The sequence below is a fragment of the Actinomycetospora rhizophila genome (genome assembly GCF_042657905.1).
GTDB classification, from domain to species: domain Bacteria; phylum Actinomycetota; class Actinomycetes; order Mycobacteriales; family Pseudonocardiaceae; genus Actinomycetospora; species Actinomycetospora rhizophila.
In genome coordinates this window covers 215,298-239,216 of sequence record NZ_JBHSKG010000003.1, presented here as the reverse complement: position 1 = coordinate 239,216, position 23,919 = coordinate 215,298, and the positions used below count along the sequence as shown (strand labels likewise).

At 70.8% G+C, this 23,919-nt stretch carries 18 protein-coding genes and 2 pseudogenes; 11 read left to right on the top strand and 9 right to left on the bottom strand.

Annotation, left to right across the window (positions count from 1 at the left end; genetic code table 11):
• Positions 1–43 precede the first annotated feature (43 nt).
• Positions 44–1,144 carry an enolase C-terminal domain-like protein gene (locus ACFPK1_RS08575; RefSeq protein WP_378020493.1) on the bottom strand — a complete coding sequence of 367 codons (1,101 nt, stop codon included), beginning with the start codon at positions 1,142–1,144 and terminating at the stop codon, positions 44–46.
• Between the two features lie 102 nt (positions 1,145–1,246).
• Here ACFPK1_RS08575 and ACFPK1_RS08570 point away from each other — a divergent pair, with 102 nt between their 5' ends.
• Genes ACFPK1_RS08570 through ACFPK1_RS08555 form a run of 4 tightly spaced genes read left to right on the top strand, consistent with a single transcriptional unit; the run spans position 1,247 to position 7,460 of the window.
• Positions 1,247–3,055, top strand: a complete 1,809-nt coding sequence (locus ACFPK1_RS08570) for a thiamine pyrophosphate-requiring protein (RefSeq protein WP_378020492.1) — start codon at positions 1,247–1,249, stop codon at positions 3,053–3,055.
• Positions 3,052–6,051 carry an FAD-binding and (Fe-S)-binding domain-containing protein gene (locus tag ACFPK1_RS08565; protein WP_378020491.1) on the top strand — a complete coding sequence of 1,000 codons (3,000 nt, stop codon included), beginning with the start codon at positions 3,052–3,054 and terminating at the stop codon, positions 6,049–6,051. The genes ACFPK1_RS08570 and ACFPK1_RS08565 overlap by 4 nt, the downstream gene beginning before the upstream one ends.
• Positions 6,048–7,091, top strand: coding sequence for a YncE family protein (locus ACFPK1_RS08560; protein WP_378020490.1), 1,044 nt, complete (start codon positions 6,048–6,050; stop codon positions 7,089–7,091). The genes ACFPK1_RS08565 and ACFPK1_RS08560 overlap by 4 nt, the downstream gene beginning before the upstream one ends.
• A 27-nt stretch (positions 7,092–7,118) precedes the next feature.
• Positions 7,119–7,460, top strand: coding sequence for a hypothetical protein (locus tag ACFPK1_RS08555; protein WP_378020489.1), 342 nt, complete (start codon positions 7,119–7,121; stop codon positions 7,458–7,460).
• A 534-nt stretch (positions 7,461–7,994) separates the two neighbouring features.
• Here ACFPK1_RS08555 and ACFPK1_RS08550 read toward each other — a convergent pair.
• The 3 genes from ACFPK1_RS08550 to ACFPK1_RS08540 are packed head-to-tail and all read right to left on the bottom strand — an operon-like array spanning position 7,995 to position 10,352.
• Positions 7,995–8,384 (bottom strand): hypothetical protein, encoded by a 390-nt coding sequence (locus ACFPK1_RS08550; protein ID WP_378020488.1) that lies wholly within the window; start codon positions 8,382–8,384, stop codon positions 7,995–7,997.
• Positions 8,384–9,874 carry a molybdopterin-dependent oxidoreductase gene (locus tag ACFPK1_RS08545; protein WP_378020487.1) on the bottom strand — a complete coding sequence of 497 codons (1,491 nt, stop codon included), beginning with the start codon at positions 9,872–9,874 and terminating at the stop codon, positions 8,384–8,386. Before ACFPK1_RS08545 ends, ACFPK1_RS08550 begins: the two co-directional genes overlap by 1 nt.
• Before the next feature lie 13 nt (positions 9,875–9,887).
• Positions 9,888–10,352 (bottom strand): hypothetical protein, encoded by a 465-nt coding sequence (locus ACFPK1_RS08540; RefSeq protein ID WP_378020486.1) that lies wholly within the window; start codon positions 10,350–10,352, stop codon positions 9,888–9,890.
• Positions 10,353–10,469: 117 nt separating this feature from the next.
• Here ACFPK1_RS08540 and ACFPK1_RS08535 point away from each other — a divergent pair, with 117 nt between their 5' ends.
• Positions 10,470–10,898 (top strand): STAS domain-containing protein, encoded by a 429-nt coding sequence (locus ACFPK1_RS08535; protein WP_274187968.1) that lies wholly within the window; start codon positions 10,470–10,472, stop codon positions 10,896–10,898.
• Between the two features lie 42 nt (positions 10,899–10,940).
• Here the strand turns inward: ACFPK1_RS08535 and ACFPK1_RS08530 are convergent, their stop codons facing one another.
• Together ACFPK1_RS08530 and ACFPK1_RS08525 are read right to left on the bottom strand one after the other, a co-directional pair.
• Positions 10,941–12,041: a tellurite resistance/C4-dicarboxylate transporter family protein gene (locus ACFPK1_RS08530; protein ID WP_378020485.1), complete on the bottom strand. Its 1,101-nt coding sequence runs from the start codon at positions 12,039–12,041 to the stop codon at positions 10,941–10,943.
• Between the two features lie 6 nt (positions 12,042–12,047).
• Positions 12,048–12,932, bottom strand: coding sequence for a universal stress protein (locus tag ACFPK1_RS08525; protein ID WP_378020484.1), 885 nt, complete (start codon positions 12,930–12,932; stop codon positions 12,048–12,050).
• Positions 12,933–13,183: 251 nt separating this feature from the next.
• Here ACFPK1_RS08525 and ACFPK1_RS08520 point away from each other — a divergent pair, with 251 nt between their 5' ends.
• The 6 genes and pseudogenes from ACFPK1_RS08520 (at position 13,184) to ACFPK1_RS08495 (ending at position 20,822) form a co-directional block, all read left to right on the top strand.
• A complete protein-coding gene (locus ACFPK1_RS08520; RefSeq protein WP_378020483.1) occupies positions 13,184–13,810 on the top strand; it encodes a hypothetical protein in 627 nt (208 codons plus the stop codon).
• Positions 13,807–14,718, top strand: a complete 912-nt coding sequence (locus ACFPK1_RS08515; RefSeq protein WP_378020482.1) for an MIP/aquaporin family protein — start codon at positions 13,807–13,809, stop codon at positions 14,716–14,718. The genes ACFPK1_RS08520 and ACFPK1_RS08515 overlap by 4 nt, the downstream gene beginning before the upstream one ends.
• Positions 14,719–14,873: 155 nt before the next feature.
• Positions 14,874–15,158 carry a hypothetical protein gene (locus ACFPK1_RS08510; RefSeq protein WP_378020481.1) on the top strand — a complete coding sequence of 95 codons (285 nt, stop codon included), beginning with the start codon at positions 14,874–14,876 and terminating at the stop codon, positions 15,156–15,158.
• Positions 15,159–15,890: 732 nt separating this feature from the next.
• A pseudogene (locus tag ACFPK1_RS08505) lies at positions 15,891–16,220 on the top strand (FHA domain-containing protein); the annotation flags it as partial.
• A 605-nt stretch (positions 16,221–16,825) separates the two neighbouring features.
• Positions 16,826–19,321, top strand: a pseudogene (locus tag ACFPK1_RS08500) (xanthine dehydrogenase family protein molybdopterin-binding subunit).
• A gap of 460 nt (positions 19,322–19,781) precedes the next feature.
• Positions 19,782–20,822 (top strand): globin domain-containing protein, encoded by a 1,041-nt coding sequence (locus ACFPK1_RS08495; RefSeq protein WP_378020480.1) that lies wholly within the window; start codon positions 19,782–19,784, stop codon positions 20,820–20,822.
• Positions 20,823–21,297: 475 nt separating this feature from the next.
• Here the strand turns inward: ACFPK1_RS08495 and ACFPK1_RS08490 are convergent, their stop codons facing one another.
• The 3 genes from ACFPK1_RS08490 to ACFPK1_RS08480 form a co-directional block, all read right to left on the bottom strand.
• Positions 21,298–22,281 carry a slipin family protein gene (locus ACFPK1_RS08490; protein ID WP_274188016.1) on the bottom strand — a complete coding sequence of 328 codons (984 nt, stop codon included), beginning with the start codon at positions 22,279–22,281 and terminating at the stop codon, positions 21,298–21,300.
• A 166-nt stretch (positions 22,282–22,447) separates the two neighbouring features.
• Entirely contained in the window at positions 22,448–22,798 is a 351-nt protein-coding gene (locus ACFPK1_RS08485; protein ID WP_274187960.1) for a carboxymuconolactone decarboxylase family protein, read from the bottom strand.
• Between the two features lie 95 nt (positions 22,799–22,893).
• A complete protein-coding gene (locus ACFPK1_RS08480; RefSeq protein ID WP_274187959.1) occupies positions 22,894–23,784 on the bottom strand; it encodes a universal stress protein in 891 nt (296 codons plus the stop codon).
• Positions 23,785–23,919 lie beyond the last annotated feature (135 nt).

The following is a 23,919-nucleotide window of genomic DNA, read 5'->3' as shown; positions in this document are numbered from 1 at the left end:
CGCTCCCGGGGAGTCGAGGGTCGCTGGGCGGGGACCGGTGGCATCAGGCGATCCGGTAGGGCTCGAGGGCGCCGGCGCGCAGCGTCAGCCCGTGCCCGGCGCGGGTGCGGTCCGGACGCAGGGTGCCGTCGGGCTCCGGGCGCAGGACGCCGTCGAACGCGCGGGTCTCGATCCGCACGTGGTCGTGGAAGTACTCGAGGTGGCGCAGGTGCCATACGGCGATACCGGCGTGCGCGCTGACCTGAGGCGCGCAGTGCAGCGAGAGGTCCATGCTGCGGGCGTCGCACAGGGCGGCCACGCGCGCGAGGGACGTGTAGCCGCCGCAGCGCGTGACGTCGGCCTGCAGGCAGTCCACCGCGCCGGTGTCGAGCATGCGGTGGAAGTAGGGCAGGTCGTAGCCGTACTCGCCGCCCGCGATCTCGACGCCACCCGGACCGTGGTCGCGGACCAGGGCGAGCCCCTCGAGGTCGTCGGAGCTCACCGGCTCCTCCAGCCAGGTGACGCCCCGGTCCGCGAGCCGTCCCGCCCAGCCCAGGGCCTGTTTGCGGGTGTAGGCACCGTTGGCGTCGACCATCAGCTCGACGCCGTCGCCCACGGCCTTGCGGACCACGTCCAGCCGGTGCTCGTCGTCCTCGGGACACCGCCCGACCTTGATCTTGACCGAGGTCATGCCCTCGTCGACCCACCCGCCCACTTGCGTGCGCAGTTGCTCGTCGTCGTACGAGGTGAACCCGCCGCTGCCGTAGACCGGCGTGGCCTCGTGCACCGCGCCCAGCGCCACCGACAGCGGAACTCCGAGCACGCGGGCGTGCAGGTCCCACAGCGCGATGTCCACCGCGGAGATCGCCTCGGCGACGACGCCGGGACGCCCCAGGTTGCGCACCGCGGCGTGCATCGCCGCCCACGCAGCCGGCACGGCGAGCAGATCGCGCCCCCGCACGACGTCGGCCAGCGCGCTCTCCACCACCGTGGCCACCGGCGATCCGGCGTAGGTGTAGCCGAGCCCCGTGCACCCGGCCGCGTGCGCCTGCACCACGACGATCGTCGTGGACTCCCAGGTCAGCGTGCCGTCGGACTCCGGGGCGTCCGTGGGCAGCGTGTAGGCCGCCACTTCCAGGCCCTCGATGGGCACATTCCTGGTCACCGGTACGTCGTACCATGCGCACTTCGTATTGGAAACACGTCGTGCATAGCGCACGATGTTGTGTCATCCTCGAGCCACTCGAACCGGAAGGAGTCAGGCCTGATGCTCGTCGCGGACTACGTTCTCCAGCGCCTGGGTCAGTGGGGCGTGCACCGCATCTACGGCTATCCCGGGGACGGCATCAACGCCATGCTCGGCGCGCTGGACCGAGCCGAGGGCGATCCTGAGCTCATCCAGGCTCGCCACGAGGAGATGGCCGCGTTCATGGCGACTGCCCACGCGAAGTTCACCGGTGGTATCGGCTGCGCGATGGCCACCTCGGGGGGCGGCACCATCCATCTGCTCAACGGGCTCTACGACGCCAAGCTCGACCACCAGCCGGTGGTGGCGATCATCGGACAGCAGAAGCGGATCGGGCTGGGATCGGCGTTCCAGCAGGAGATCGACCCGAACTCGCTGTACAAGGACGTCGCCTCGGACTTCATCCAGACCTGCATGGTCCCCGGCCAGGCCCGCCACCTGATCGACCGGGCGTGCAAGGTCGCCCTGACCAACCGCTCCGTGACGGCCGTGATCATCCCGGAGGACGTCGGCGAGTCCGAGGCGGTGGAGTCCCCGCCGCGCGAGCACGGCGCCGTGTTCTCCGGCGTGGGCTGGAGCCAGCCCCGCGTGATCCCGCCGCCCGAGGAGCTGCGCAAGGCCGCCGACATCCTCAACAGCGGGAACAAGGTGGGGATGGTGGTCGGGCAGGGGGCGCAGACCGCCGCGGACGAGGTCATGGAGATCGCCGAGCTGCTCGGGGCGGGAGTCGCGAAGACCTCCCTCGGCCGGGTGGAGCCGGCCGACGATCTGCCCTACGTGACGGGGCCCATCGGGCTGCTGGGCTCGACGGCCAGCGACTTCGTGATGTCGAACTGCGACACGCTGCTGTTCGTCGGCACGGCGTTCCCCTATGCGGAGTGGCTGCCGGAGGAAGGCCAGGCTCGCGGCGTCGAGATCAATCTGGACGGCCGGATGATCGGCGTGCGCTACCCGATGGAGTCCCACCTCGTCGGCGACGCGGGCGACACGCTGCGCGAGCTCATCCCCATGATCGAGCGCAAGACCGATCGCTCGTGGCGGGAACAGATCGAGAAACAGGTCGACGAGTGGTGGCGGGTGCTCGACGACCGCGCCCACGACGACGCCGACCCGCTCAACCCCGAGCTGGTGGTCCACGAGCTCTCCAAGCGGCTGCCCGATCGAGCAATCCTGACCACCGACGCCGGATCGACGGCGAACTGGTGGTCGCGCCACCTGAGGATGCGCCGGGGGATGAAGGCGTCGCTGGCCGGCAACCTCGCCACCATGGGACCGGGCACCCCGTACGCGATCTCCGGGCGGTTCGCCTTCCCCGACCGCCCGATCATCGCGCTGATCGGCGACGGCGTCTTCCAGATGAACGGCATGCTCGAGCTGATCACCATCAAGAGGTACTGGGAGCGGTTCCAGAGCGCGCCGCTGGTGTTCTGCGTGTTCAACAACCAGGACCTCAACCAGGTCACCTGGGAGCAGCGCGCGATGGCCGGCGACCCGAAGTACCCCGGCAGCCAATGGATCCCCGACGTCCCGTACGCGGAGTACGCGAAGCTGCTGGGCCTGCGCGGGATCCGCTGCGACAGCCCCGCGGACATCGGTGGGGCCTGGGACGAGGCGCTGTCGTCGAACGTGCCCTGCGTGCTCGAGGTCGTCGTCGACCCGGAGATCCCGCCGGTGCCGCCGCACATCATGAAGATGCAGCTCAAGCACGCCGCGAAGGCCGTCGCGAAGGGCGACCCGGAGACCCTCGGCATCGCTGAGAAGGGCGTCAAGCAGAAGACTCACGAGTTCACCGAGTCGATCAAGTCGCACCTGCCCGGGGGGCAACGGTGATCGTCGACCTGGATCTCCCCCGCGTCCGCCGCGCTCGGGCCGGGACCGACACCGATGTCGGCCTGGAGGCCGCGCTGCGCGACCGCGTCGACGGCGAGGTGCGCTTCGACGCCGGGTCCCGCGCGGCGTATTCCACGGACGCCTCGAACTACCGCGAGGTCCCGATCGGCGTCGTCGTGCCGAGGACCGTCGACGACGCCGAGGCGGCCGTGGCGGTGTGCCACGAGCACGGGGTGCCGATCCTGTCCCGCGGCGGCGGCACCAACCTCGCCGGCAGCACGACGAACACCGCGGTGGTGCTCGACTGGACCAAGTACTGCCACCGGCTCGTGTCGCTCGACGTCGAGGCCCGCACCGCCGTGGTCGAGCCGGGCGCTGCGCTCGACCCGCTCAACGACCAGCTCGCCGCGCACGGCCTCGGGGTCGGGCCCAAGCCCTCCACCCACGCCAGCTGCTCGATCGGCGGGATGATCGGCAACAACTCGTGCGGCTCCACGGCGCAGGCGTACGGCAAGATGGCCGACTCCGTGCGCCGCCTGGAGATCCTCACCTACGACGGGCTGCGATGCTGGGTCGGCCCGACGTCCGACGAGGAGTACGAGCGGATCCTCGCCGCGGGCGGCCGGCGCGCCGAGCTGTACCGCGGGATGCGCGCCCTGCGGGACCGGCACGCCGAGGAGATCCGGGCGCGCTACCCCGACATCCCGCGGCGGGTCTCGGGCTACAACCTCGACGCGCTGCTGCCCGAGCAGGGTTTCGACGTCGCCAAGGCCCTGGTCGGCAGCGAGAGCACGCTCGTCACCGTCCTGCAGGCCGAGATCGAGCTCTTCCCCACCCGGTCGGCGTCGGCCCTCGTGGTCCTGGGCTACCCGGACGTGGTCGCGGCCGCGTCGGACGTGCCCGCGGTGGTCGCGCACGGCCCCTCGGCGCTGGAGGGTATCGACTCCCGGCTCGTCGAGCTCGAGCGCAACGAGTCACTGGCCGACGAGGCCATCGCCGAGCTCCCGCGCGGCGAGTCCTGGCTGATGGCCCAGTTCTCCGGCGACGATCAGGACGCGGTCGACCGGGCCGCCCGGGGCCTGGTCGACGAGCTGCGGCGCCGCGACGATCCCCCGAGCGCGAAGGTGCTCGACCAGCCCCTGTCCGAGCAACAGCTCTGGGAGGCCCGCGAGGCCGGTCTCGGTGCGACGGCCTACCCGCCGCTGAGCTCCCAGACCCACCCGGGCTGGGAGGACGCGGCCGTCGCACCGGACCGGCTCGGCGACTACCTGCGCGACTACCTCGACCTGCTCTCCCGCCACGGCCTCGGCGAGACCGCCGTCTACGGGCACTTCGGCCAGGGCTGCGTGCACTGCCGCATCCCCTTCGACCTCGGCACGGCGGGCGGCGTCACGGACTTCCGGGCGTTCCTCGTCGAGGCCGCGCAGCTCGCCGCGTCGTACGGCGGGTCGCTCTCCGGCGAGCACGGCGACGGGCAGGCCCGCGGCGAGCTGCTCCCGATCATGTTCGGCGAACGGATCGTGGAGGCGTTCGGCGAGCTCAAGGCGCTGTTCGACCCGGGCGAGAAGATGAACCCCGGCAAGGTCGTCCACCCCCGCCGCCTCGACACCGACCTGCGCCAGGGCAGCGACCACCGGCCCTGGGAACCGGAGACCTTCTTCGACTACCCCGACGACTCCCACCGGTTCTCATCCGCGGTCTCCCGCTGCGTCGGCATCGGCCACTGCCGGGGACACGAGAGCGGGGTCATGTGCCCGAGCTACCGGGCGACCCGCGAGGAGGAGCACTCCACCCGCGGCCGCTCCCGGGTGCTGTTCGAGATGATGCGCGGCGAGGTCATCACCGACGGCTGGCGCTCGACCGAGGTGCGCGACGCGCTCGACCTGTGCCTGGCCTGCAAGGGCTGCAGGAGCGACTGCCCGGTCGACGTCGACATGGCCACCTACAAGGCCGAGTTCCTCTCCCACCACTACGCGGGCCGGGCCTGGCGCCGACCCCTCGCCCACTGGTCGATGGGCTGGCTCCCGCTCTGGGCGCGTCTGGCGACGCGTGCCGCCCCCGTGGCCCGCCTGGTCAACCGCACCACGGCGACGCCGGGCCTGTCACGGCTGGTCAAGAAGGCCGGTGGCGTCGCCCCGCAGCGGGAGATCCCGAGCTTCGCCGAGGAGCGCTTCGTCACCTGGTTCGCCCGGCGCACCCCGCAGGTCCCCGCGGAACCGCACCCGCGGGGCCGGGTGCTGCTGTGGCCGGACACGTTCACCGACGCATTCCACCCGGCCATCGCGCGTGCCGCCGTCACCGTCCTCGAGGCCGCGGGCTTCCAGGTCACCGTCCCCGACGCCGAGGTCTGCTGCGGGCTCACCTGGATCTCCACCGGTCAGCTGCCGGTTGCCCAGCGGGTCCTGCGGCGCACGCTCGAGGTGCTGCGGCCCCAGCTCCGCGACGGGACCCCGATCCTGGTCCTCGAGCCCAGCTGTGCCGCGGTGTTCCGGTCCGACCTGCCCGAGCTGCTGCACGGGGACGAGGACGCCCACCGCCTGGCCGCGCAGACGTACACGCTGGCCGAACTGCTCCAGGCCGAGGCGCCCGACTGGCGTCCCGCGACACGTCTCGACCGGCGCGCGGTCGCCCAGCCGCACTGCCACCAGCACGCCGTGCTCGGCACCGACGCCGACCAGGCCGTGGCGGCGCGGGCGGGTGTCGACCTCGAGGTGCTCGACGCCGGCTGCTGCGGCCTCGCCGGCAACTTCGGCTTCGAGGACGGCCACTACGACGTGTCGATGGCGTGCGCCGAGGACAAGCTGCTGCCGATCCTGCGCGACACCGACCCCGAGACGCTGGTGATCGCCGACGGCTACAGCTGCCGCACCCAGATCGAGCAGTCCGACGTGGGTCGCACTCCGGTGCACCTCGCCGAGGTGCTCGCGGCCGCCGTCCGCGGATACCCGCCGCGCGGGGAGCGCCCCGAGCGGGACCTGACCCGGCGCGCGTCGTGAGCCGGAGCCGCTCGTACAGCACCCTCGGGGCACTCGCGGCGGCGGTCCTGCCCGCCCTGCTGGTCACCGGCTGCGCGACCGCCGGGGACGCCGGGCCGGCCCCGGTCGTGGTCGTACGGCACACGGACGCGGCTCTGCACGAACCGGTCTGGTCGCCGGGCACCCACGCCCTGCTCGCGCTCACCGACGACGGCCGCGTCGCCCGCGTCGACCCCGGCGCCCCCGGGATGACGCTGTCCCCCCCGCTGGGCCGCGTCGGGGAGAACGTCGTCACCGACCCGAGCGACCCGTCCGTGGCGTACGTCGCCCGGCCGGACGCCGATGAGGTCGTCGCGCTGGACGTCCGCGACCTGCGGCCCGTGGGGGCGCTCCCCCTCGGCCGCGCACCGGACTTCCTCGCCACCGACGACGGCTCCCGCGCCCTGCTCGCCCTCTCCGAGGACCGCACGACCGTGTCCGCGGTCGACCTGGGCAACCAGCACGCGCTCCCGCCGCAGGACGTGCACGCGAGTCCCGACGCCAAGCTCGACGGGCCCGCCCGCGGACGGCCCGTGGCCTACCACGTGCTCGGCCCCGACGGGATCACCCACTACAAGGGCGCTCCCGGGCAGGTCGAGGAGAAGGGCCGCATCGACGTGCGGGCAGGCCACAGCGCCGGCGACCGGGTGAAGGTCGACCGGCTCTACGTCGCCGAGCGCGACGGCGACCGACTGCTCGCGGTCGAGACGCCGCCGGACCACGAGGGCCTGGCCGTCGTGGCGAGCGCCGATCTCGGCGCTCCGGTGCGCCACGTCGGCACCGACGAGACCCGCGTCTACGCCGCCACCGACGACGAGCTCGTGGTCTTCGCGACCAGGAGCTTCACCGGATACCCCGACGGCCACCTGCCGCGCATCGCCACCATCCCCTTCCGCAACGCCCTCCCCGACGGCCCGGCGCGGAGCGCCCCCGTCTCCGGCCTGGCTGTGGGTCCCGAGCGTGTCTGGCTGACGCTCGACGGGCAGGACGCCGTGGTGGGCATCGCAGAACCGCCGCTCTGACCCCGCCACCGTTACCGAGGAGGCCCCGTGACCGAACGGAGAGTTGAGCGCCGACCGGCACCCACCCGCGACCCGAGCGGGGTCGTCAACGACCTGGATCAGGCGTTCGCCGAGGTCGCGGCGCTGCGCGCCCTCGACGGGTCGGAGGAACGCCGGCACGACGAGTCCCGCGTCTACGACGCGTCGATCCGCTGGGGCGCCCTGGTCGCGGGCCGCCTCCACCGGCTGGCCCTGCTGCACCACCGCGGCGCGTTGTCGGACGAACAGGGGAGTCGCTACATCGAGCTCGAGGTCGAACTGGCCGGACTGTCGCCGGTGCTCGACCGCCTCGGGCTCCCCGACCCGCGCGCCGGCCAGCGCCGGACGTGAAGGACCCGGAGGTCCAGCATGAAGGCCGTCGTCCAGAAGGACGCCCACTCGGTCGCCGAGGACGCCGACGGCCCCGTCGCGCGCCGGGCCTTGCAGGAGCGTTTCGTCGGCCGCGAAGACGGCTAACTCCATTTCGTTGCACTCACTGAACGTGCGTGTCGACGGGCGCGAAGCGCTCGAAGGGGCCGGCGTCGACGACGCGAGCATCGGCTGGCGGGCTGCGTGTTGCTGCGGCTGGCGTGGGGCGGTCGTCCACTCCCGCCTCCGCTGGCCGTCCGCCTGCGGCAACGCCCGGACTGCTCTCTACGAGCGCGCGCTCCGCGCCGAGTGGCTCGATCATCTCAGCGAGGCCCACGTTGCCACCGGGTGACGTCGGCCTGACGATCAAAGCCAGACGATGCGCGTCAGCCGACGGGCGAGTCCGGCGATCGTCGGCCCGCAACCGCTCCGTGGATCTCCTGGAGACGTCGCTCGTTCCCGGCGCTCGACATCATCACCGCCTCCTCCTGCCGAGCCCGATGTCCGCCGGACCCGCTACGGCGATGCGGCGGCGGAGGCCTGGGGGCCGGTCCCGTTGCGCGAGCGCGGACGGCGCGGCAGGGAGGTCCGGCGCTGGCTGCTCGCGGCCTCACCCGTGCTGTCGCGGGGTCCGAGCAGGCCCCGCGGGTCCTGCACCCGCACCGCGGTGCGCGGTGACGGGCACTCGGGCTCGGTGCAGGTCAGCGCGACCATCCACGCGTCGGTGCGCTCGCTGCGGAACAGGAAGCCCAGGTAGAGGGCGTCGCCGACGGCGAACGCGGTGCCTCCGCAGGTCCCGCAGGAGATGCCCTCCCGCGTGAGCTGGGCGCGCACCCGCCCGCGCTGCGCGTCGTCGAGCGGGACGAGGTCGGCCGGACGGGTGTCGGCGGCGTTCAGGGTGCTCATCAGATCGCGACGTCCTTGTCGTAGTAGACGTTGTCCTCGCGCCAACCGCCGGCCCCGCGCCCGATGACGTCGTAGGAGGACACGAGCTCGATCCGCTCGATCCACTTGACCATCTTGAAGCCGACCTGGTTCTCGATGCGCAGCCGCAACGGCGCCCCGTGTTTGATCGGCAGGGCCCCGCCGTTCATCCCGTAGGCGAGCAATGTGTGCGACTGGCGGGCGAGCTCGAGATCGATGACCTCGTAGAACCGCCCGCCGCCGTCGGCGCTCGGCTCGTCGCGGGCGTTGTCCTGCAGGGAGAGCACGCAGAGGTAGCGGGCCTCGGGCATGGGCCGCACGTGGTCGAGCAGCTCGCGCAGCGGCAGTCCCGTCCACTCCCCGATGCTCGACCAGCCCTGGACGCAGTTGTGCAGCACGCGTTGGGTCTGCGCCTCGCCCAGCCCGCGCAGCTCGTCGAGCGAGAGCCGCACGGGTCGTTCGACGAGCCCCCCGACGTCGAGGCACCAGTCGGCGAAGCCGTGCACGGCGAGTGTCTTGTAGGCGTCGCTGTCGGGCGGCTTGCCGTTGACGCGGTGCTCCGGGGAGAGCGCGGCGCGGGAGTAGTCCTGACGGGACACGAGCGGCCGCAGCGCCACATGCCGGACCTTCTCGAGCACGGCCCCGAGCACCCGCTGCACCGACCGGGGATGGTGCAGGCTCCACTCGGTGGCCGCGACGTGCACGAGCACGATCGCGGCGAGGATCCCGAGCGAGGCGGCGTTCGCCCAACCCGTGTCCCGCACCTCGCCGAAGATCATGAGTGCGTTGAGCTCGCCCCACCCCCACAGCGCGATCATCGCGACGTGGACGACGATGAACGCCAGGAACGCGACCAGCCCGAGGAAGTGCAGACTGCGCGCCGCCTGCCGGCCCCCGAACAGTCGGACGTACCAGGGAAAGCGTGCCTCCACCGCCGGTGACTGGGCGGCGCCGGTGAGGATCTGGAACGGCGCGAGCAGGAAGATCACCGCGGCGTACGTGAGCTTCTGGATGCCGTCGAGGGGTTCGCCGGGCAGCAGGGGCGGGAGGTCGAAGCTCAGGTAGGTGAGCAGGTCGTTCCACGCCGTCGGGACGATCTCCCAGGAGTACGGGATGTAGCGGTGCCACTGCCCGGTCCCGAACAGCAGCGCGATGTACGCCACCCCGGTCGCGATCCATCCCAGCACGCTGATGAAGTGCCAGTGTCGGCCCATCCCGAGCATCTTCCGGCCGGGCAGGGCGATCACCGGCGAGTAGCTCTCCTCCTCGTCGAGGGTGTCGTAGAGCTTGTCCGTCGGCATCGTCTTGCGCGTGAACCGCGCCCACTCCGTGCCGGGCCGGCTGTCGTCCCGCCAGTACAGCTTGGGATGGGTCGCGAGGATCTCGTGGCCGCTGCGGATGAGCAGGGTCAGGAACAGCACGTTGAGCCAGTGCTCGATGCGCAGCCAGGCCGGGAAGTCCAGGGTCGTCACGGTGTCCCGTCCGTCAGTCGTGCCAGTGCCGGCGTCCCGGCCGCGCGACGGTGACGCCGAGCAGCAGCGAGACGTGCAGCACGAGGAAGGCGGCCGCGAGGCCCAGTGCGGCCGTGGCGCCGGGGTGGTCCCAGCGACCGACCGTGCCGACCAGACCGGGCAGACCCACCGTCCGGCTGAGGAGCCAGAGTGTGATCGACACGGCGCAGACGGCGCTGCCCCCGAACCAGCCGAGGCCCGCCACCACGCGGGAGCGTGCCCGGAGCATGGCCGTCACGGCGAGCAGCGCGACCGCGACGGCCAGCACGGCCCACACGTGCACCCAGCCCGGGCGACTCCCGCCCAGCAGGGAGAGTTGCGGCACGGTGACCGCGCCGAGGAGGACCACACCGACACCCGTCGTGGTCCGCGGGCCCGCGAAGGCCACCCAGCGGTACGCGGTGAGCAACGCCTGCACCCGTCCTGCCTCGGTCGCCATCCGCATCCCTCCGTCCCTGTCGTCGGACCTCACGCTAGCCGCTTGTCGTGCGTTGTGCACGACGTACAATAGTAGCGATTGCGGGTGTCCCGACCACGGCGCGAGGAGGAACCGACCATGACCCTCGACCCCGACGCGGGTGTCCGCCCCTGGGACAGGCTCGTCATCGACGACGTCGACCTGCCTGCCGACCTCCCCGCTCGGCGTCGCGCCGCGGTCACCGAGGCGCGCGCCCACGTCGAGCCTGTCTCCCCTGATGGTCGGGGCGCGATGGGATTGCGCCGCTACGGCGCCGGGTGCGTCGCCCTCGTCCTGCGTGGGCGCTTCGAGCGGTGCTCCCGCGAGCTCCTGCGGGCCCTCGCCGACGAGCTGCCGAGCGCGGCGTGCCGTGAGCTGGTCGTCGACCTCTCGGGACTCGACGGGTGCGACCCGGTACTCGTGCGCGCGCTCGCCCGGTTGCGCATCCGCTGCCTCACCCGGGAGGCGCGCGTCGAGCTGTACGACCTGCCGCCGGCCCTCGCCGCCGAGCTCGGCCTGCGCCCCTGAGGTCGGGTCGGTCGCGGCGCGCCGTGCGCGGATCGATCCTCGTCATCCGGGCCGCGAGCCCACGGGACGCCACGGCAGAGACGGCGGGCGCCGCCAGCTCTGTCGCAGGAACCCCGTGGTCACGAGGCACCACGACACGAGCGCCACCCAGAAGGCGACGTGACCGGTGTCCCGCAGCACCGAGGGCAATACGCCGGTCGTCTCTCCGACGCTCGTCAGCCCCGAGCTGGCCGCGGAGTACATGCCCAGCGGGAACACCGTCGCCCACCGCGCGCGCTCGTAGTGCCACGCCGCCCGTCGCCGGCGCCGTATCTCCATCGCGACCAGGACCGGGATCCACATCGTGCCGAGCACCCAGAGGCCCACCGGTGCAGGGCCGAGCATCTCGGGCAACCCGGGGAGCGCCCCCGAGGCCCGGGTCGCGGCGACGACACCGCTCCCGGCCAGCGTGGCGATCGCGAGCCCGCCCATGAGCACCCAGAGGTCGGGACCGAGGACCTCGACGCCGCCCCGGGCCGCGACGACGCGCCGGACGACGGGCACGGCGATCACGAGGTAGACGGCCAGGCCCAGCACCCAGCAGGCGAGGGCGACACCGAGCAGGACCGGGACCAGCACCCCCGCCCCGGTGAGCTGCGCGGCGGTGAGCGCGAGCGACTCGGTCGCCACCGCCGCGAGCAACCATCCTCCGCGGGCACCGTCGGCTCGCGCCCCGCGTGGTCGCGACCGCAGTGCCGCCAGTGTCCGCGGGACGAGGACCAGCCACAGCACCACGGCCACCGCCCCGAGCACCACAGACACCACGTCGTCGGACCTGGAGCAGGCCGCCACGACGTCGCAGGCGGCTACGGCACTGAACAGCAGCAACGAGCGGGCCAGCGGGTCCGGGCCGGCGGCGATCGCCCTGCCCGTGGTCGCGACGCTGATCGCCGACCACAGCGCGAGCGCGCCCAGTGCGCCGCTCGCGGTCACCGCGAGGACGGTCGACACCACCGCGTGGTCGGTGTCCCGGGCGGCGATCGAGACGATGCCGGTCGCCATGACGACGGCGAAGGCGTCGGCGGGGAGGCCGGGGCCGCGCACCCGGCCGCGCCACGGCTCGATGATGACTCGCCGGACGACCCCCACTGCTGCGCGGAGCACAGGTCGTCACGCGTCCGCCGTCACCTGCCCGACCCCGCGCGTCGCCCAGACCTCGGCGACCCCGGACGGGAGGGCGGCGGTCGGACAGCTCGCCATGCGGATCACCGTCTGGGTGGTCGCGCCCAGGAGCGATGCCGCGAGCGCACCGTACCCCCGAGAGCAGAGGACGATGAGCCGCGCCTGCGCACGAGCTTCGTGCAGGATCGCCTCGGCGGCGTTGCCCCACACCACGGTCTCGTGCAGCGCGAGGTCGGGATGCTGATCGGGGGTTCCGGCGACGGCGTTCGCCAGCCGCTGTCGGGTGGCCTGCTCGTCGGTCCGGGAGCCGTGACGGACCCCCACGGCGACAGGCTGGAGGGGCGCGCCCCACCGGTCGGCCACGTCCGCGGCGAAGGCCACGGCGCCGATCGACTCGCGCGTGCCGTCGACGTGCACCAGCACGTTGCCGGAGTGTGCCGCGGCGGGATCCCAGATCTGCGGGACCAGCACGACAGGGCACCGGGCGTGGCCGATCGCGTGTCCGACGACGCGCCCGACCGTCAGGTCGAGGTCCCCGGCCGCGGTGCGGGAGCCCAGGACCAGGAGCTCGGCGCGTTCCGCGACGTGGACGAGCGCGGGCCCGCAGACGCCGGTCACCACGGAGAGGCGGACGGGGACGTCGGGGGCAACTGCGGCGGCGACCTGGCGGCCCTGCTCGAGCAGGGCCCGGGCGCGTCCCTGCGGCGCCCGCAGGACATGGTCGTGGTGCGACGGGGGCAGGACCTGCACGAGGTCGAGGCCGACGCCACGGCGGCCGGCTTCACGGGCCGCCCACCGGACCGCCCGCAACGTGGCCGGGTTGCCGCCGACACCGGCGACGACACCGGTGGCCCTCTCTGTGCGATCGACCATGTTCCACCGCCTCCTCGTGCGGGACACGACGGTCCGGACACGGTGGCCGCGCCCGCGCCCGCCCCGCACGACCTCGGACGTCGTCGACGGGGCATGAGGGACCCGCGCGCGTCGTGCCACCTACCGCTGCGCTCGTCCAGGCTAGCACGTTGTTGCGCTTGCATATCGTTCTTGTCGCACGACATTCATAATGGACGCGACGTGCGACGCTGGTGGGCCAGGGTCTGCGTCTCGGAAGGGAAGGCCCGGACATGGTTCTCGAGCGGCCGGCAGTCACAGGACTGCCACGCCTGGACGTCGGCAAGCACACGGACCCCGAGCAGGGCGCGTGCCTGATGGAGTACGTGTCGGTGCTGGCCGGGCTGCGCTTCACCGACCGCCCAGCGTGCACGCCGGGCGCGGTCGCCGTCGTGGCCCGTCGCGTCAACGACGCGGTCAGCGATCGGGCCAGGACCCGACTCGCCCCGTCGGCGCCGGACCTCATCGACATCCGTCCGCGGCAGGGCGGACTCGACGACGTCGTCGTGCTGTGCTGCACGACGACGGGGCTGGCCGTCGCCCCTGGCGATCGCCGCCTGACGGCCTTGCGGCAACGCGCTCGGCGCCGGCTCGGCCACCCCTGGCTCCGGTGGCTGCGCCTGCCTGCCCACGCGGTCGTCCACGAGGCAGTCATCGCCGTCGTGGACGCGCTCGCCCCCCTCCCCACCGACGACCGCGACGAGCGTCTGATCGGGCTGCTCGCGGAGGTGGTGCGGGCCGTCCGCGGCGCGACGGCGGCTCCTCGCAGCGAACGCCGGACGGACGACGTCCCACCCGGGTCGGCTCCGGTCGCGACACCGGGTGCGGTCGCGAGTGCTCGAGGAACGGGGCGACGATGACGTCCTCGAAGCGCGATGTCGGTGTGCCGCGCATCCTCGGCGGGCTCGGCGGCGAATGTCTGGCCGAGTTCCTCGGCACGTTCGTCCTGATCGCCTTCGGCTGCGGATCGGTGGCGGTGGCGGTGGTCGGACTGCCGGGCTCGGGCCGTCAGGCCGACGCCTTCGGCCCCGGCAACTGGCTGATCATCGCCTTCGGCTGGGGCTTCGCGGTGGCCTTCGGCGTCTACATCAGCGGCGGGGTCTCCGGAGCCCACCTGAACCCGGCGGTCACCCTGGCCTTCGCTCTGCGTCGAGGATTCGCCTGGGCCAAGGTCCCCGCGTACTGGCTGGCCCAACTCGTCGGAGCCTTCGTCGCTGCCGCGCTGGTCTACGCGGTGTACCGGCCCGCCATCAACGCCTACGACGTGGCGAACAACGTGCCCACGCGGACCGGCTCCCTCGACACGTTCGCCGTCTTCGCGACCTTCCCCGCCAAGTACTTCGGCGGCGGACTCGCCGGTCCGCTCCTGGACCAGATCGTCGGGACCGCTCTCCTGGTCGCGCTCATCGCCGCGTTGATCGACCGGCGCAACCAGGGCCCGGGCAGCAACCTGGCACCGCTGCTGATCGGTTTCCTCGTCGTGGCGATCGGCCTGACCTACGGCACCAACGCCGGCTACGCCATCAACCCGGCACGTGACCTGGGACCTCGCCTCTGGACCTGGATCGAGGGGTGGGGCCCGCTGGCGTTCCCCGGAGCCGGAACATACTTCGACAACTATTGGTGGGTGCCCATCGTCGGCCCCCTCATCGGCGGGGTGGCCGGCATCCTGATCTACGACGGGCTCATCGCCACGAGCCTGGCCGCACGGGCCCGGGCGGAGCAACGCGACGTCCCCGAACCCGAGGTCGGCCGGACCGGCGACTGATCCGACTCCCCGACATCCCGGCGGCGTTACGGCGGAGGCCGAAGAGACCTGGCCACGGTCAGTTTGAGGTACATCGTCGACGACGTCGTTGCGGCGATCACGTTCTACTGCGGACACCTGGACTTCTACGAGGACATGCGCCCCGCCCCACTCCGATGCTTTCGCGCGGCGACCTCAGCCTCGTGCTGTCCGTTCTCAACGGCCGGGCCGGCGGAAGCCAGGCGATGCCCGACGGGAGAACACCGCGCCCCGGAGGGTGGAACCGGTTCGTCCTCGAGGTGACGTCCCTCGAACGCGTCGTCGAGGAGCTACGCCGGGCGAGCGCCCGGTTCCGCAACGACATCATCGTCGGCGTGGGCGGCGAGCAGACCCTGCTGGACGGCCCATCGAGCGATCCCTTCGAGCTGTTCGAACAGACGCCTCTCGAGGCGAAGCCCTGAGGGAGCGCGGAAGTGTCGGTCCGGACCGTCGTGACAGTAGCGGCAGCGACGCCGCACGAGACTGCGACGCTCGACTCGCGCACGCCCCCGCAAGTCACTGCCCCCATCGGCGTCCCTGATCGACAGCGCGCCGGTGCCGGCTGGGTAGCCGGATCAGCCCAGAGCATTGAACGGACGGGCTGGTGACTCCTCCTCCCCTCCCCCGGGAGTCGCCCTCGCCCTACATGCCGTGGCCATCCGCGAGTAGCCGCCGGGGGCGCATGGCGCCGGACGAGGGACAGAGCATCTGTCGTGACTGGTCCGGCGCAGATCCAAGGGCTTCGCTCGTCCCACTTACTAGAGCCGGACCCCGCCGAACACCCGGATTCAATGTCTGCAACGCGTCGCGGTCGAGCTCGTGGAGCGACAAGGGCGCACTGAACCGGCGGGCCAGCGCGCCTGTGCACGACACTCACCGAATCGAACGAGACCACCTAACGCCACTGTATCGTGATACGATATTTTTGAGTACAGGCCACCCTGGTCCGACGGCGACAAGTTCGAAGGAGGTACGTCGTGTTCGATCAGAGCAGTCCGGCACGCTCGTACAACGCAGACCCGCCACGACATCGGAGTGCCGGGGGAGAAACAGCCGACACCACCGGTAACACTCGTGTCCGAGTCGAGACACAGATGACACGGATGACGGGGGGCTTGACCCGAACGCGCGAAGAGTGCGAGACGGACGAAGCGGACGCGGCGCGTTCGGAGTCAGCGCTGCTGATCGCCCGACGTGGACCGAACGCCGGGTTCCGCCGTCCGCTCGATCAGGCCGTGATCACAGTGGGCCGGCACCCCGACAGCGACGTCCTCCTCGACGCCGTGACGGTTTCTCGTCGACACGCGGAGTTCCGCCGCCAGGGCGCGGACTTCGTCGTCGTCGACGTCGGCAGTTTCAACGGAACGTACGTCAACGGCGCGCTGAGTGACATGGCGGTACTGACCGACGGCGACGAGGTTCAGATCGGCAAGTTCCGGCTCGTTTTCCGTGCCGCGCAGCCGAGGCACGGGACCGACGGCTCATTGACGTCCGGTCCTCCCTCGAGCCCGGAAACTCCTCCAGCAGCACAGCGAGGAAGGTGGAAAGCAATGAGCACTCGACTGCCCCGTGCGCCGGAGACGGGGGGCGATCCGGTGTGTTGGATGCACCTGTTGTGCCCGGAATGCGGGCGGATCGCCGACGAAGAGCCACCGACGCGCTGCGGGGCCTGCGGAGCTGTTATTCCTGGCGATTGACCCCGAGGAGCAGACTCGTCCGGCGGCGCCGCCGCGAGGAGTAGATACTGCCACTCGACGTATCCCGCCGTTACGCGCGGGAGTACAGCGGCGTCGTGCACCCGACCCCGGACATTCCCGACACAGCGATGCGTTCCGTTCAGGTACTTATCGTAGGCGCGCCGCCCGCTTAGCGCGACGCAGAAGTTCATGCTAGCGATCCGACTTGCCGTCGAGATGCGCACTGGCGCGCTCACAGTCAGCCCACTCTCGCACCACAGTTTCCGACGGAGGAAACGACTGAGGCCGCAACTCACGAGAATCGTCTGAAGCAACCTCGATGCACCCATTGCATTCACGACACGAACCGCGGAAGTTCGTCGCTTCCCGCGGAGTCCAGACCGGAGTATCTGATGACCGTCACTGAGCCCTCCCCGTCCGCTACCGAGGTCGGTCGAGGCCGGCTGCGCAAGGAAGACCGACGACTGGTCACCGGACGGACACAGTGGACCGACAACATCGCTCTGACCGGGATGCTGCACTGCGCGATGGTGCGCAGCCCCTTCGCCCACGCCACGATCACCGGCATTGATCGCGCCGCCGCCGAACAGGTCCCGGGGGTGGTCGCGGTGTACACCGCCTCCGACCTGGCTGCCGACACGGTCGCGCTGCCGAACGCGTGGTCGGTGACCCCGGACCAGAAGGCCCCGGCGGCGCACCCGCTGGCCCCGACGACGGTCAACTTCGCCGGGGACGCAGTCGCGGTCGTCGTCGCCCGCAACGCTGCGGCCGCCAAGGACGCGGTCGAGAAGGTCGAGGTCGACTACGACCCGCTCGACCCGGTGCTCGACATGGAGGAGGCACTCGCCACGGGGGCGACGTTGGTCCACCCCCACCTCGGCACCAACCGAAGCGCGGTCTGGAGGTTCGACTCCGGCGCGGCGGGTACCGGTGGCGACGTCGACGAAGCCTTCGAGGCTGCCGAGTCCGACCCGGACCAGATCGTGGTCCGCCGACGCTTCCGCCAGCAGCGCCTGATCCCGGCGTTCATGGAGCCCCGTTCGGTCGTGGTCGATCCGAACCCTGAACAGCTCACGATGTGGTCCGCCACCCAGGTTCCGCACATCCTCAGGACCATGACAGCGATGACCCTGGACATCCCCGAGCACCGGCTGCGGGTCATTGCGCCGGACGTCGGTGGCGGATTTGGCGGAAAACTGCAGGTCACGCCCGAGGAAATCCTGCTCGTGCTGGTCGCTCAGAAGCTAGGAAAGCCGGTCAAGTGGACGGAGACCCGCTCCGAGTCCCTGCTGTCGGGCCACCACGGGCGTGACCAGATCCAGAAGCTCACGGTGTCCGCACGCACTGACGGCACCATCACCGGGCTCCAAGTCGACCTACTCGCCGACATGGGCGCCTATTTGCGCATCCTGACCTCGGGCGTGCCGATCCTCGGCGGGTTCATGTACCCGGGCATCTACAAGATCCCGGCCTACCGGTTCTCCTGCACCAACGTCTTCACCACCAAGACGCCCACCGACGCCGTCCGCGGCGCCGGTCGACCAGAAGCGACCTTCGGCATCGAACGGCTGATGGACGAGCTCGCTGTCGAGCTCGGCATGGAGCCGATGGAACTGCGCCGCAAGAACTAGATCACCCATGACGAGTTCCCCTGCATGATGGCGTCGTCGCTGACGTACGACACCGGCAACTACGAGGCCGCCACCGAGAAGGCGCAGGAGCTCTTCGACTACGAGGGGCTGCGTCGCGAGCAGGCCCAGCGCCGCCGAAGCGGCGACACCGTTCAACTGGGCATCGGCATCTCCACCTACACCGAGATGTGCGGGCTCGCGCCCTCGCGGGTGCTCGGCTCGCTGAACTACGGCGCCGGCGGGTGGGAGCACAGCAGCATCCGAATGCTGCCCACCGGAAAGGTCGAGGTCGTCACCGGAATCTCACCGCACGGGCAGGGCCACGTGACATCATGGTGCCAGGTCGCTGCCGATCAGCTCGGCGTGAGCTTCGACGACGTGGAGGTCCTCCACAGCGACACCGCGTCGGCACCTCGCGGGCTGGACACCTACGGGTCCCGGTCGCTCTCGGTCGGGGGCATTGCCGTGGTCAAGGCTGCCGAGAAGGCCATCGCCAAGGCTCTGCCAATCGCCGCGCACATGCTCGAGGCCGCCGTCGAGGACATCGAGTTTCACGGTGGCCGGTTCTCGGTGCGGGGCACCGACCTGGGCGTGACGATCCAGGACGTCGCGCTGGCCGTGTTCACCGCGCACGACCTGCCCGACGGGGTCGAACCGTCAATCGACGCTGAAGCGACCTTCGACCCGGAGAACTTCTCCTTTCCACACGGGACACATCTGTGCGCGGTCGAGGTCGACACCGAAACGGGTTGGGTCCAGCTACGAGACTACGTCTGCGTGGACGACGTCGGCACGGTGGTCAACCCGACCCTGGTCGAAGGCCAAGTCCATGGTGGCCTCGCGCACGGCATCGCCCAGGCGCTGTTCGAGGAAGCCGCCTACGACGACTCCGGCACCCTGCTTTCGGGCACTTTCGTCGACTACACGCTCCCGACCGCGGCCGACCTGCCCACCTTCACCACCGACCGCACCACCACCCCCGCCACGACCAATCCTCTCGGGGTCAAGGGCGTCGGCGAGGCCGGCACGATCGCCTCTCCCCCGGCGGTGGTCAACGCGGTACTCGACGCAGTACGTCAGTACGGCGTGACCGACATCGACATGCCCACCACGCCCTACCGCGTGTGGCGCGCGATCCGAGACGCCCGAGCCGGTGGACAGGGCACTGCCGGGCGCGGTGACGAGGTCGACATCGCCTCAGCCGGTGCCGGTCTCGGCTCCACGGCAAGGGACATGCCTGACGGAGGACACCTCTGACGGGCTCTTCCATGCGTCGAACCGCTCAGCCGCCGCCACCCGTGGCAGCGACAGACCGGGGTTGGAGGCAGCCACCCGACTGAAGCGACGTCGCCCCCGCCAGCGGCGCTGCAGTCCCACCTCGACTTCAACGGCGTGGACGCTCGTGGCGTACTCCCCACGGTCAGCCAGGAGAGCGGCCCGGTCGCCAGTTACCTCGTGACACGAGGTACCGTCCGGGCTCGCGGGTGTGGGAGGACTTGTAGCCCCGCTTCGGAAGGGGCCAGCGACGATGAGAGACGGCAGGCACAGACGAGACACGGTTCCCGAAGGGGCCGGCCAGCCCCACCCTCCAGTGTGGGCCCCGGCCCTGACCCCCGTCCCTCGTACCGGCTCGTCCTCCAACGACGTTGCGTCCACGGTCTCCCTCATCCGTTCGAGTTTCGCCGCGATCACCCCGCGTTCTGACGAAGTGGGAAAGTTGTTCTACGGTCTGTTGTTCTACACGGCACCCGAGACTCGGGACCTGTTTCCCGTTGCCATGGGGGTCCAACGCAGCCGATTCCTCCAGGCGCTCATCCACGTGCTGCAGACAGTGGATCGACCGGACGACGTCGCCATCTTCCTTCGCCAGCTCGGACGCGACCACCGCAAATTCGGCGTGCTCGCCAAGCACTACGAGGTGGTGGGCGACGCGTTGCTCAGAGCCATGGCTGAGGTGTCCGGTCCAAGGTGGACTCCCCAGATTGAACACGCATGGCGGGACGCGTACGATTTTGTGGCCACGATCATGCGCGATGCAGCCGAATCCGAGCGCGGGCCCGCCGTCTGGATGGCTCGGATCACGCATCACCAGCGTCTGCTCGACGATCTCGCTGTCGTTCGGGCACAAACGAGCGTTCCGATTCCCTATGCTCCCGGGCAATACCTCAGCATTGAGATACCCCAACGGCCCCGTATGTGGCGATCGCTGTCGCCGGCGAACGCGCCCGATAGCGACGGGATCGTCGAGTTCCATGTCCGCGCCGTTCCCGAAGGTTGGGTCAGCCGCGCGATCGTCGCCCACAGCAACGTTGGCGACGTGTGGCGCATCGGCCCTCCGATGGGCCAGCTGACCCTCGCCCCCCAATCGGAGCGCGACCTTCTGATGGTCGTCGGAGGTACAGGACTCTCCCCGGCACTCGCGATACTGGAGGAGCTAGTGAACACCCGCTCCACTCGCAGAGTCGGCCTCTTCTACGGTGGACGCGACGTCGCCGACCTCTACGCCATCGATCGCCTCCGCGCACTCTCCCGCCAACACCCCTGGCTCACGGTGATCCCGGTCGTCGAACACGGGGACGAACCCGGAGACGCCGAGGTCGGAACTCTTGCCGAAGTCGTCTCCCGCTACGGTGCATGGGCCGATCGCGAGACAATGATCAGCGGGTCACCTGACATGGTGCGCGCAACCGTTTCAGCCATGCTCGAGGCTGGAACCCCACTCATCCGCATTCACTACGACCCCTTCACAGCAGGGTAGCTCGACCTCGCTTGCGACTGAGCGGCGCACGAGGTCGCACTGCGGTCGCTTCCTGGGCGGCGCAGGCGATAGGTCCAGCGTCTGCTTCTGGAGCGCCGACCGGTCTGACTCGTGAGCTTCGTGCCGCCCTTCGGGCTGGCTGTGCCGGGATTCTTCGAGCCGGTCGGCGCTCCGGTCGCGGCTCACTCAGCGGAAGTGTGTTTCGGAGCTTCGACGCTGGAGGTCGCCACCTCGTCCGCGGTCGCCCGCCAAGGTCGTCGAGCCAGAGGCCCGCGACGCGGTCGTCATCGGGGTCGACCTTCAGAAGCGCACCCACACCGCCAGCGCGCTCGAGCCAGACACCGACTGAGTCCTCGATAGCGTCCGAGATCGAGCCGACCCCGGTCGGCCAGCAGCAGCTCCTGCGCTGGACCGCGAGGTTCGACGCGCGGCATGGCAGGTGGGTGACGTTCCTGCGCTGCTCGGCAGGCCGTCGTCACCTCTCCGCTGTCCGCAGATCGGGCACCGACATCGCGGGCCTCCATTCGGACTCGTCACGGAGTGCGGCCGGCTCCGTCGAGGGGAACCGAGCGGGGTCTTCCTGACGTTGCGCACCGAAGGCACCGGCGTCCGGCAGCGTCGGAGGCGCAGGTGCCGGCGAGGGTGCGGCTCCCCGGGCAACGGTCGCGGCCGTAGTGGGCGCCGGCGTGCCTTGGTCGGACTCGGCGGGGGTGGCGCGCTCGAGGAAGCGGAGCAGCTCGACGGGGAAGGGCAGGACCAGGGTGGAGTTCTTCTCGGCGGCGACCTCGACGACGGTCTCGAGGAGTCGCAGCTGGAGCGCGGCGGGGTGGTCGGCCATGGTCTCGGCGGCCTCGGACAACGTGGTCGCGGCCTGCTTCTCGCCGTCAGCTGTGATGATGCGGGCACGGCGTTCGCGCTCTGCCTCCGCCTGGCGCGACATCGAGCGCTTCATCGTCTCGGGCAGGGATACGTCCTTGATCTCGACGCGGTCGATGTGCAGCCCCCAGTCCAGGACCGGGCTGTCGATCATGAGTTCCATGCCTTGGTTGAGCTTTTCCCGGTTGCTCAGCAGGTCGTCGAGATCGCTCTTGCCGATGATGGAGCGCAGCGAGGTCTGGGCGAGCTGACCGACGGCGGTGAGATAGTCCTGCACATCGACCGCGACGCGCACGGGGTCCACGACACGGAAGTAGATGACGGCGTCCACTCGGACGGTGACGTTGTCGCGCGTAATGCCGTCCTGGGCCGGGACGGGCAGCGTCACGATCTGCATGTTGATCTTCTGCATCCGGTCGACGAACGGCACCAGCAGCGCGATTCCCGGACCGCGGGTGGTTCCTTCCTCCACCCGGCCGAATCGGAAGACGACCCCGCGCTCGAACTGCTTGACCACCCGGACGCTCGACCCGAGGACCACCACGAGCAGGACCAGGGCCGCAATCAATACGACGATGGGCATCATCATCTCACTTCTCCTGCATCATCTCGTTCCCCACCGCGTGCGTCCGCACCGATGGGCCCCTGAAGATCGACGCGAACACGATCAGATCTCTCGAGAATTCTGTTAGCCACACGGGCCATGCTCCGAGCTCCATGAGGGGCCCGATGAGCGAATTCGGTGCGGATCACCGATGCTGCTCGTGTGCCGGCACTTCGCCCGACGCGTGCAGGGCGAGGGTGGAGTGCGCGTACGCGCCGCCGGCCCGCATCTCGGCCGCCACCCAGATCGCCTCCATGAGCTCTTCCGCGCTCGCCCCTTTCCGGCGGGCGAGCCGCGTGTGGCCGTCGATGCAGTACGGACATTGGGTGACGTGCGCGACGGCGACCGCGATGAGCTGCTTGGTCTTCTCAGCCAGGGCGCCTTCGGCGAACACCGCGCGACTGAACGCCTCGAATGCGGAGTGGATCTCCGGAGCGAGCGCCTTGCGCCGCTCTGAGAGCTCCGGTGTGGGCTGCGGGTAGAACGGTTGGGCCATGGCGGCTACCTCCTATGAAGGGAACGTCTCCGTGGATCAGAAACTCGGCGCACTTGCCTTTGCGGAGAGACATGTCAGCGTCCGCTGTGCGGCCGTCACGCTGCTCGGGCCGGCCCGGCAGTGGCCGCTCGCGGTCGGACCACGGCGATGGGGCAATGAGCCTCGTGCAGGAGCACCTGGCTGACCGACCCGAACAGGACCCCAGCCATGCAGCCGCGTCCTCGGGAACCGACGACGACCAGCGCGGCCCCGGCTGACTCCACGGCCAGCGCGTGCGCCGGGTCGTCGCACGCGAGCTTGGACTTGATGGCCACGGTGGGAAACTGCCCCCGCCGCCCTGCGAGCGCGCCGTCGAGGGCGCGGCACTCCGCGGCTCGGGAGGCGGCCCAGTCATCGGCAAGGCCACCACTGTCGACCGGAGGACGCGGAATCCACGCATGCAGGGCCGTGAGCCCGACCCCGCGCTGAGCGGCGGCCCGCAGTGCGAAGTCGATCGCCCGGCTCGAGAGATACGAGCCGTCGACACCGACCACGACCTGAGCTCGTGACGGGCCGGGAACCACCTCGCGCAACGGGGGGACCACCACCACCGGACACTGGGCCCGTGCGGAGACCGCGACACTGACCGAGCCCGCAAGGGCACGACGCACGCCGCTCCGACCACGACTGCCCACCACGATCAGACTGGCCCGCTGACCGAGGAGCGCTGGCACCGGACCGCCCGAGACCAGGCGAGCGGTCACCTCGACCTCAGGGGCAACCAGCCGGGCTCGTCGCGCCGCCTCTTGGAGTACGTCCGACGTGCCGGTGTACGGCGAGAGCGACGGCACCGGCCCGAGCGGACCTGGATCGATCGGAGGCGGACAGGCGTGCACGATCCACAACGGGCGGAGCCGCGTAGCGGCCTCAGCCACCGCCCAATCCAACGCGTCGCGCCCGGAGACCGAACCATCCACGCCCACGACCACCGGGGCGGGCTCACTCATCATTCCTCCCGACGTCCTTGTGGACGGCACACACCGCGCTCGCGTTGATCGACGATCCCGACTGATTCCATGCGCCTCGCGCATCTCTCACCGACTGCCCGGACGACGAGAAGGGCCGGAGGGACTCGGTCCGCC

Bases quoted from the DNA above. Each gene is read 5' to 3' on its own strand.
- ACFPK1_RS08485 (WP_274187960.1), bottom strand. From the start codon at position 22,798: ATGGCCCAACCGTTCTACCCGCAGCCCACACCGGAGCTCTCAGAGCGG.
- ACFPK1_RS08515 (WP_378020482.1), top strand. From the start codon at position 13,807: ATGACGTCCTCGAAGCGCGATGTCGGTGTGCCGCGCATCCTCGGCGGG.
- ACFPK1_RS08540 (WP_378020486.1), bottom strand. From the start codon at position 10,352: ATGGCGACCGAGGCAGGACGGGTGCAGGCGTTGCTCACCGCGTACCGC.
- ACFPK1_RS08490 (WP_274188016.1), bottom strand. From the start codon at position 22,281: ATGCCCATCGTCGTATTGATTGCGGCCCTGGTCCTGCTCGTGGTGGTC.
- ACFPK1_RS08480 (WP_274187959.1), bottom strand. From the start codon at position 23,784: ATGAGTGAGCCCGCCCCGGTGGTCGTGGGCGTGGATGGTTCGGTCTCC.
- ACFPK1_RS08570 (WP_378020492.1), top strand. From the start codon at position 1,247: ATGCTCGTCGCGGACTACGTTCTCCAGCGCCTGGGTCAGTGGGGCGTG.
- ACFPK1_RS08550 (WP_378020488.1), bottom strand. From the start codon at position 8,384: ATGAGCACCCTGAACGCCGCCGACACCCGTCCGGCCGACCTCGTCCCG.
- ACFPK1_RS08520 (WP_378020483.1), top strand. From the start codon at position 13,184: ATGGTTCTCGAGCGGCCGGCAGTCACAGGACTGCCACGCCTGGACGTC.
- ACFPK1_RS08525 (WP_378020484.1), bottom strand. From the start codon at position 12,932: ATGGTCGATCGCACAGAGAGGGCCACCGGTGTCGTCGCCGGTGTCGGC.
- ACFPK1_RS08535 (WP_274187968.1), top strand. From the start codon at position 10,470: ATGACCCTCGACCCCGACGCGGGTGTCCGCCCCTGGGACAGGCTCGTC.
- ACFPK1_RS08510 (WP_378020481.1), top strand. From the start codon at position 14,874: ATGCTTTCGCGCGGCGACCTCAGCCTCGTGCTGTCCGTTCTCAACGGC.